The following is an 8,113-nucleotide window of genomic DNA, read 5'->3' as shown; positions in this document are numbered from 1 at the left end:
CGGCATGCCAGAGAAGGGGAAGGGCATGCGAGAAACTTCTCGCACGTCCTTGTTATAAAATGGAAAAGTCAGATGGCTGCGGCGACCGCCCGCCGGGCCATCTCGACGACGGCCTCGCGGGTCGCAGCGACGGCGATGAAGCGCGCGTTATGGCAGAACTTGGCGCCCGGCACGCCCGAGGCCGCTTCCAGCGCGCCGTCCGTGAGGCCGGCCCAGGCTTCCGGAAGGTCGGCACGGCTTTCGAACGTGTCGGCATTTTTCCGGATTGTGGTTAACGCCCAATCGTCGTCCCGCGGATGGATGACAAACAGCAGGTAATCCGCCCCTGCCTTTTCGACAGCAGAGCGGAAAGGCATCCCGGAAGGCAGTTCGAGGATGCGAGAATCTCCTGCATTCACAATGGCTTGGGTCACCAGCGCATCGGCGCGCCGCTTGGCGGATTTTGTCCCCACCGCCGCTTCGAGAAAGGCGCGCGCGACGGTCAGCGCCTGCAGGAATGCCTGGTCGTCGGCCTCGGGGTCGCGCGCATCGAAGGGAGGCTTGAGCGTCTCGAGCAGGACGGGGAGGGTGAGGCTGGCAAGCGGACCGGCGGCGGAAGGTTCGAGGGCGCCGTTGTCCATGAGGTCGACGGGGAGAACGAAGGTCGCGTCGATCGAGGCATGGACGGCGTCGATGTCGGCCTCCGGCACGGTGTGGGCGCGCAGGTAGTCGCGCCCGAAATGGTGCCAGATCAGACCGAAGGAGCTGTAGGGCTGATCGTCAGGCCGCAGCGGATTGGGCCTCTGGTGGTGGTCAAAGATGTTCTGATCCACATCATATAGACGTCCGACGTCGTAAATGATCTTGCCTTCGCCCGGCGTGATCCACTTTGGATCGCGGGAGCGCACCAGTTTCGCAGCGGGAAAAAGGCGGGTGAGAATGACGGAGGAGAGCAGTTCGTCTGCGTGGAAGCCGCCGGAGTGGGTGACGAGAGTGTCAACGGTCATCGGGTGTCCTCTGGCGGGCCGGAATGGCGTCAGGTGAGTGTCAGACGGCGTTTTTCCAGAGCCAATCTGATCTGTCCAGCGCGAAACGACGGGCATTGAAGCGGTTGGGGCCCCGGGTGAGGGCTTTGGGGCGATGGTTCAGAATGGTGAACAGGAGATGAAAGGCCGGGAAAAAGCGGTGATCCTGTCGGGTTTTGACAAGGCGCGCGGGGTGATCCGGGGGCGGTTAACCGGCCGCACGGTGTGTTACCTTGGGTCTTTAAACATTTGGAAAGGTGAGTCCCGGCCGGTTTGACGGGGTAAACCGGCCGGTTGTTAAGGATTTGTCGGTTTGAGTGGTTTTGAGGGGGGGACGAAGTCTTGAAAAGACTTCGGGGCGCTTTCTTTTCAAGAAAGCGGCGAGCGCTGGTGGATGGGGTGTGGAAGATTGGAACGGGGCGCGGTGTCCGGTGGCGGGGTCAGCCAGCGGACCGGGGCGCGGTTGCAGAAGATCACGAGTTGGCCCGCGTTTTCCGCGACAGTGAGGCGCGGTTTGGCCGCCGGCCAACTTGATCGCTCCAGTGGAGCGATCAAAGCAACGAACGCCCGATCTGCAAAGATCGGGCCGGCGTCGGAGCGCATCATGGGGTATACGTTTTCAGTGGGCGAGCAAGCGTCGCGCGGACACACGGGAATTTGTGCGTGCAAGCACGCAACCTACGGCTTGCTTGCAATCTTCACAAGCTTGTCTTCGGGGAACCGCTTCTCCCAAGTTTCGAGAAGGAATAGCGCGATTGATGACGCCGATGATACCGAAAGCCTTGCTATCCTTGGATCGAGCCGCCGAAAGCCGCGTTCTCTACCGTGAGCACTGCCTGCGTGGGTTCGTAGTGCGCCAATTCCCTGAACAACGTTCGCTAATGCGCTAAGCACCGTGCGCACGTCAGCTTCGATTTCGCCGGACGGCATTTCCTTTTCCGCTGCTAAACCGAGTGGTTCGCGGACGCACTTGTATAATGTCTTGATATCCTGTGTTTTCGGCCGATCCAGGCCGCGGGCATCAATACTCGATTTGCATATTCCCTCGAGCATAGAACATGCGGCGGTTATTGCGGCCTCCGGGTCATTGTCTACTCCCTCAAATGCCCGCTGAAATTCGCGTTCTAATGTATCCAAGGTCCATTCGGCGCTGACGCGCTTCAAATGGGGTAGCACAGTATGTGAAGGCAGGGCTGCAATTTCATCTATGAGTTTGTAAAGTGGCGCATCCTCGATAGCGGCGCTGTCCATTAAGATACTAACGTACTCTGGATCGACCGCCCATTCGTTTCGGCTCGATTGCATCGCAGCTTCTTCAATGCTTGCATCTCGATCCGCGTGCTTCCGTTTCCACAATAGTCTAAGTAATTCGACTACCACGTGGGGCGGTGAAAGCTCAATGAACGACAATAGGCGGTTGAACTTTGACGTTCCCTTTTCACTGAAGGCGTCAGCGTAAATTCTCGTTTCAAAGTGATCTTCGAAAAATTCAGAGAAAGTTTTGTTGGTGAAATCAAGGACGTAACCGGGCTGGGGCGAGAAGAAGCCCTGGATCAAATCTCGTTGATAGTGTTTCAGTCGCGCCACTGCCTATCTCCCCCTCCTCTTCACCCCACCCCTTTGCCCCGGCTTCCCGGCCGTAGACCGCCCGCGCGACTTGACCGCCTCCTCTGACGCCTTCTCGACCGCCTGCTGGCGGGCGAGCGGGTCGTCGGCGACGGCGAGTTCCACTGCCTCCAACCGCTTTATCTCGTCGCGCAGGCGGGCCGCTTCTTCGAATTCCAGGTTCTCGGCGGCCTTGCGCATGTCGGTGCGCAGGCCCTCCATGACGGCGGCGATGTTGCTGCCCTGGCGCTTGGGGTCGATCTTGGCGGTGACGCGGCTTTGGTCCGTGTCGCCCTGGTAGAGACCGGCGAGGATGTCGTCGACGTTCTTCTTGACCGTCTCGGGCGTGATGCCGTGTTCCTCGTTATAGGCCATCTGCTTTTCGCGGCGGCGGTTGGTTTCGCCGATGGCGCGCTCCATCGAGCCGGTGACGCGGTCGGCGTACATGATGACGCGGCCTTCGGCATTCCGCGCGGCGCGGCCGATGGTCTGGATCAGGGAGGTTTCAGAGCGCAGGAAGCCCTCCTTGTCCGCGTCAAGGATGGCGACGAGACCGCATTCGGGGATGTCGAGGCCCTCGCGCAGGAGGTTGATGCCGACCAGCACGTCGAAGGCGCCGAGGCGGAGATCGCGCAGGATCTCGATGCGTTCGATGGTGTCGATGTCGGAGTGCATGTAGCGCACGCGGATGCCCTGTTCATGCAGGTATTCGGTCAGGTCCTCGGCCATGCGTTTGGTCAGCACGGTGGCGAGGGTGCGCATGTCCTGCTTGGCGACCTTACGGATTTCATCGAGGAGGTCGTCGACCTGCATATCGACGGGGCGGATTTCCACCTGCGGGTCCAGAAGGCCGGTGGGGCGGATCACCTGTTCGCTGAACACGCCGCCGGATTGTTCCAGCTCCCATGCTGCCGGGGTGGCGGAGACGAAGATGGATTGCGGGCGCATGGCGTCCCATTCCTCGAACTTGAGGGGGCGGTTGTCCATGCAGGAAGGTAGTCTAAACCCATGTTCCGCCAGCGTGAATTTCCGCCGGTAGTCGCCCCGGTACATGCCGCCGATCTGCGGCACGGAGACGTGGGATTCGTCTGCAAATACGATGGCGTTGTCGGGGATGAATTCGAAGAGTGTGGGGGGCGGTTCGCCCGGCGCGCGGCCGGTGAGGTAGCGCGAGTAGTTCTCGATCCCGTTGCAGACGCCGGTGGCCTCGAGCATCTCGATGTCGAAGTTGGTGCGCTGTTCGAGGCGCTGTGCCTCCAGCAGCTTGCCTTCGTTCACCAGCTGGTCGAGCCGTTGGCGGAGCTCTTTCTTGATGCCGATGATGGCCTGCTGCATCGTCGGGCGCGGTGTGACGTAGTGCGAGTTGGCGTAGATGCGGATGCGTTCGAAGCTGTCGGTTTTCGTGCCGGTCAGGGGGTCGAATTCGGTGAGGGATTCCAGTTCCTCGCCGAAGAAGGACAGCCGCCACGCCCGGTCGTCGAGGTGGGCGGGCCAGACTTCGAGCACATCGCCACGGACGCGGAAGGAGCCGCGCTGGAAGGCCTGATCGTTGCGGCGGTATTGCTGGGCGATGAGGTCCGCCATGATCTGCCGCTGGTCGTATTCCTTGCCGACGAACAGGTCCTGCGTCATCGCCCCGTAGGTTTCCACCGAGCCGATGCCGTAGATGCAGGACACCGAGGCGACGATGATGACGTCGTCGCGTTCCAGAAGGGCGCGGGTGGCCGAGTGGCGCATCCGGTCGATCTGTTCGTTGATCTGTGATTCTTTCTCGATGTAGGTGTCGGAGCGGGCGACGTAGGCTTCGGGCTGGTAGTAGTCGTAGTAGGAGACGAAGTATTCCACCGCGTTGTCGGGGAAGAAGCCCTTGAATTCGCCGTACAATTGGGCGGCGAGGGTCTTGTTCGGGGCGAGGATGATCGCCGGTCTCTGGGTTTCCTCGATGACCTTAGCCATGGTGAAGGTCTTGCCCGTGCCGGTTGCGCCCAGCAGCACCTGATCGCGTTCGCCGTCGTTGATCCCGCCGGAGAGTTCCGCGATGGCGGTGGGCTGGTCGCCTGCCGGGGAGAAGGCCGTCTGCATGCGGAAGGCCTTGCCGCCCTCCAGCTTTTCGCGCGTGCGCACGTCGGGCGCGGGCGAATGCAGGATCGGCATCTGCTGGGGCGAGTTGTTGTGCATGGGCGACTCCTTCGGAGGCAAATGTGGCACGCGGGGCCGGGGATGCAAGGGGAGGTGCTGACAGGAGGCGGCAGCAGGCTCCCCGGAACGGGCCTGATGATGAGGGCGCTGGCGGGGTCCGGGATGGGGCGGATCGGCGTCGCGAATCAGGGTGGGGAGGTGATTCGTCTCCGTAGGAGCGCGGCGGAAAACGGCGCGTAGAATCAGGACCATGGGCGGATCGGCTGATGTGGCAGGTTAAGCACACCTCGGGTGGGCCATCACAGGTTGCGCCCAAGAAACAAGGGAGAAACCGGGTCCGCCTCCGATACGCCGTTGGCGAACAAAATGTTGCGGCGACTTTCTCAAGGGTTGAGCCAACGTTCACTTCTTGGTTAACAGGCCTTCGGGGACAACTTTAATGTGAGTGATGCGATGCGTCTTGCCTTCCGCTTCGTGGTCAACCTTTTCTGCATGTACGCGCTGGTGTTCTTTCCAGCCATCGCCGCGGCGCAGAGCATCACAATAGACGGGACAGCCGTCGCCGGGCAGCGCCCGGTCATCACCAATTCCGGGGGCGGCAAGCCCCAGATCAACATTGCGCCGCCCAGCAATGGCGTCTCGGTCAACAGATATTCAAACTTTTCAACAAGTTCCGGCGCAATCTTCAACAACTCGGCAACCGCGGGCACGTCCCGGTCCGGCGGTTCCGTGGGCGCCAACACCCGTCTGAGCGCCGGCGCAGAGGCCAAGGTCATCCTGAACGACGTGCGCGGCACGCAGCGGTCGAACCTTGGCGGCACCTTCGAAGTCTTTGGTCCCAAGGCGGACCTGATGATTACCAACCAGAACGGGATCACCTGTAACGGTTGTAACTTCATCAACGCGTCGCGGACGACGCTGGCCACAGGCGCGGCCAGCGTGAATGCCAATGGCGACGTGGTGCTGGATACCCGCAAGGGCAACGTCCACGTGGGCCGCAGCGGTGTGACCGCCGATGGCACGCTGGCGCTGGTCGGCCGCACGGTGACGGTGGACGGTCCGGTCAAGGCGACGGTGGTGGACGCCATCGGCGGTGCCTCGACCTACAACGCACGGAACCGGTCGGTGGGCGCGGGCACGCCCGACGGCGCGGCGGGCAGCGCCTATGCGGTGGACGCGACGGCCTTTGGCGCGATGACGGCGGGGCAGATCCGCATCATCGGCAACGAAAACGGGCTGGGCGTGCGCACCGACGGCAAGCTGACCGCGACCTCGACCGACGTTTCGCTGCACTCCAAGGGCAATATCAACCACTCGGCGGTGCAGGCGAACCGCGATTTCGTCGTGCGCGGCGGCAGCGGCGCAGTGCAGCAGGATCGCGGGGCTGTCACGGCAGGGCGCAACGTGGACATCGTCGCCTCGACCTATGCGCAGGCGGCCTCTGCCAGCATGGAGGCCGCGGCCAACGTCAAGATCGACGCGGGCAATGTCATCCTGATCGCGGGCGAGGTGGCCTCGGCCTCTGCCACCTATGACGCGGTGAACAAGCTGGTGAACGTGGGCGAGATCGTCGCCAGCGGCGCAGTGACCGTCGTCGCGGGCGAAATCTGGAACATGCGGTCCGACCGCAATATCGACCTGCAGTTTGCGCAGGGCGGCGTGGGGCAGGGCTCGCTGGTGGTGGCGAATGCCGCGTCCTGGGCGGATCGGGCCTACATGATCGGTCATGGCGGCGTGATGGCGGCGCAGAACCTGACGCTGACCGCGAACAAGACCGACCTCAACAACTCGGGCGTGCTGGTCGCGGCGCAGGCGCTGGTGATGAGCGCGACGCGCAACGTCACGCAGCAGTCGCTGAAGGCGGTCTACCGCACGGCCAATTCCGGCGCCTATCTGAAGACCGACCTGACCAAGGCAAAGTCGTCGACGGTCGCTGGAAGGATCGCCGCGCTGGCGGGTGGTTCCGTGCGCGACATCTACAACGGCGTGCGCGATCCGCTGATCGTGGGCGACCGGGTTTACTACGGCACCAAGGCGCATGGCATCGGGTCGCTGACCGTCACCGGCGGACATTCGGTGCAGAACCTTGGCGGCGAATACAAGTCGAGCGGCACGCTGCGTCTGCAAGCCAATCTGTATGACGTCAACCTGCGCGCCCACGGGCGCTGGTCGCACAACTTCTCTTACGGTGGAAACACCGAGGTCATCGCGCAGCGCAACATCAACCTGACGCAGGCCCATTTCCAGGCAAACAGCGGCACGCTGAAGATCCAGGCGCAGGGCGGGTTCAACTACGATCAGGCGTCGATCGACACGGCGAGCTACCTGAACCTTTATGTCCGCGAGATGGGCGACGCGCTGAACAACCCGTTCACCATCAACACGGCGGGCTGGGTGAACCTGGCGTCGCGCGGGACCTATACCGGCAACAACGCGATCACGGCCTCGTCCATCACGTTGCAGTCGACCACCGGCGAAGTGAACCAGTACGGCACCACCCGGTCGACCGGCCAGACGAAGTTCGTCTCGGCGGGCAACATGCGGGTGAAGAACGCCGAGTCCTCGGGCAACACCTTGGTGCTGCAATCGACGGGGGGGAATATCTACATCCAGGGCAATGCGCGCGGCGTGGCGCTGGATATTGACGCGGAATATTCGCTCATCAACGGCACCTCGACGATGTACGCCGGGTCCGGTGGCATCAATGTCCTTGCCGGGGCGTCGATCACCAACGAGGGCGGCCGCATCTGGTCGCATGGCGCCATCGACCTGCTGGCCGGGCGCAAGTACGGCGGCGACATCATATCTTCGCACGGGACGGCAGCGCGCGGCGCGGGCTACATCCGCACCTATGGCACGACGAAGAACCTGCGGCTGGACACCGACCGCGGCACCATCCGGCTGACGAACAACGCGGCGATTGCCTCGGGGAACGTGACGCTGGACGCGCGGGACGCGATCTGGGTTCAGCGCAGCCATGTCGAAGGCAACACGGTCAGTCTGACGGCGCGGAACACCTACACGGTCAACGAGACGGATTCGATCATCAAGGCGAACCTGAACGACGTGATCGTTCTGGGCGGGAAGAACCTGTACAACCGGACCGGCGCCAATATCGAGGCGGTGCGCGACATCAAGGTGACGGGCAACGCGATGTACAACCACGGCCAGTCGGTGACGGCGGGCCGCAACATCGTTCTGACCCTGGGCAACCGGCTGGAGAACTACAACGTCGGCGCGAACCGGGCGCTGCTGAGCGCCGGGGGCACGATCACCATCGCCTCGGCGGTGGGGGATGTGTACAACCGGACCTCCGACATCGTGGCGGGCGGAGATGTCTCGATCAACTCCGGGCTGGACCGGGT

4 protein-coding genes are annotated in these 8,113 nt (G+C 62.7%); 1 reads left to right on the top strand and 3 read right to left on the bottom strand.

From position 1 onward, the window contains the following. Positions 1–68 precede the first annotated feature (68 nt). The 3 genes from ACP16H_RS16875 to uvrB form a co-directional block, all read right to left on the bottom strand. Positions 69–986 (bottom strand): MYG1 family protein, encoded by a 918-nt coding sequence (locus ACP16H_RS16875; RefSeq protein ID WP_425073421.1) that lies wholly within the window; start codon positions 984–986, stop codon positions 69–71. Positions 987–1,682: 696 nt separating this feature from the next. Next, positions 1,683–2,591, bottom strand: a complete 909-nt coding sequence (locus ACP16H_RS16870) for an abortive infection family protein (RefSeq protein ID WP_425073420.1) — start codon at positions 2,589–2,591, stop codon at positions 1,683–1,685. Positions 2,592–2,594: 3 nt separating this feature from the next. Beyond that, positions 2,595–4,787, bottom strand: a complete 2,193-nt coding sequence (gene uvrB / locus ACP16H_RS16865) for an excinuclease ABC subunit UvrB (RefSeq protein WP_425073419.1) — start codon at positions 4,785–4,787, stop codon at positions 2,595–2,597. Between the two features lie 414 nt (positions 4,788–5,201). Between uvrB and ACP16H_RS16860 the strand changes: the two genes are divergently transcribed. Next, the coding region (locus ACP16H_RS16860) for a filamentous hemagglutinin N-terminal domain-containing protein (RefSeq protein ID WP_425073418.1) at positions 5,202–8,113 on the top strand (2,912 nt) is incomplete at its 3' end.

The sequence above is a fragment of the Sagittula sp. S175 genome (genome assembly GCF_049800975.1).
GTDB lineage: Bacteria > Pseudomonadota > Alphaproteobacteria > Rhodobacterales > Rhodobacteraceae > Sagittula.
The sequence above is the reverse complement of the archived record's forward strand: the minus strand, read 5'-3'. Positions and strand labels throughout refer to the sequence as shown.

Coding starts and splice junctions, on each gene's coding strand:
- uvrB (WP_425073419.1), bottom strand. CDS start 4,787: ATGCACAACAACTCGCCCCAGCAGATGCCGATCCTGCATTCGCCCGCG.
- ACP16H_RS16875 (WP_425073421.1), bottom strand. CDS start 986: ATGACCGTTGACACTCTCGTCACCCACTCCGGCGGCTTCCACGCAGAC.